Genomic DNA, 255 nt, shown 5'->3' with positions numbered 1-255 from the left:
CTGAACGTCAGCGGCCTGATGAACGTGCAGTTCGCCATCCAGGGCGGCGACGTCTACGTGCTGGAAGTGAACCCGCGCGCCTCGCGCACGGTGCCCTACGTGTCCAAGGCCACCGGCCTGCAACTGGCCAAGATCGCCGCGCGCGCCATGGCCGGCCAGACGCTGGCGGCCCAGGGCATCACCCGCGAAGTCGTGCCGCCTTACTTCTCGGTCAAGGAGGCCGTGTTCCCGTTCGTGAAGTTCCCGGGCGTGGAC

Annotated in this window: 1 protein-coding gene; it reads left to right on the top strand. The window is 68.2% G+C overall.

Annotation, left to right across the window (positions count from 1 at the left end; translation table 11 throughout):
* Nucleotides 1-255, top strand: a 255-nt coding sequence (locus SB751_RS32855; RefSeq protein ID WP_410749360.1) for an ATP-grasp domain-containing protein, incomplete at both ends; no start/stop codon positions are given.

Source organism: Cupriavidus sp. SIMBA_020 (assembly GCF_046535395.1).
In the GTDB taxonomy this organism is placed as follows: domain Bacteria; phylum Pseudomonadota; class Gammaproteobacteria; order Burkholderiales; family Burkholderiaceae; genus Cupriavidus; species Cupriavidus campinensis.
Note: the sequence above shows the minus strand (reverse complement) of the source record. Positions and strands in the feature narration are given on the sequence as shown.